Genomic DNA, 662 nt, shown 5'->3' with positions numbered 1-662 from the left:
CAGGAGAGTTCAGCGTGAATGTATCAGGTACTTGGATCACCATCACCAGGTTCAGGGCTTCTTCTGCTACTTCCGCCGAATGGGGATCTCTGGGGGTTGGGTTGGCGGCTTGCTCGGCCCGAAAATCGCTGAGGCGCTGCCCGGTGAGGCTGGCCCGTTCACCGTTTTGATTGAAGAAAAGGCGCTGGCCCCAAATAGCCTCGCCCACCCTATCTTCGGTGCGGTTCTCGATCACCGTAATGCTGGTGCCCTCGCGGGTGGCCAAGATTGCCAGCACGGCTGGGTTACCGGGATAGGATTGGTAGTTGAACAACACCGGGTTGAATTGGGCAGAGCCCCCGGCAGGGATAGGCAAAAAGGCAGCTTGGGCGCTCACCAACACATGGCTATCCCGTGGAGCCAGCAGGGAGTTCCGGTTGCCGGCCCAAGAGCCGGGATCATGTAAGTAGCGGCGCAGATTCCCCAGCAGCTCTCGCAGCGACACGGGTTGCAAGGGCTTTCCTTTTTCATTGCCCACCAGCACCTGTAGGCTGTCGAGGGGCAGGTCGGCAGACAGATCGGCAAAGTTGGGGTAGCGGATCACCGGCATCAGGCTCAGCTCGTAGCGGCCCGTTCTGGGGTTGAGCTGGTGTACCTGGATGGTCATGTCGCTGATGTTGGGG

At 60.0% G+C, this 662-nt stretch carries 1 pseudogene; it reads right to left on the bottom strand.

Going from position 1 to position 662, the window contains the following annotated elements:
• A pseudogene (locus NW815_RS10940) lies at positions 1-662 on the bottom strand (hypothetical protein); the annotation flags it as partial.

Source organism: Synechococcus sp. R6-7, assembly GCF_047461695.1.
GTDB lineage: Bacteria > Cyanobacteriota > Cyanobacteriia > Thermostichales > Thermostichaceae > Thermostichus.
This window is presented reverse-complemented; position numbering and strand designations above follow the sequence as displayed.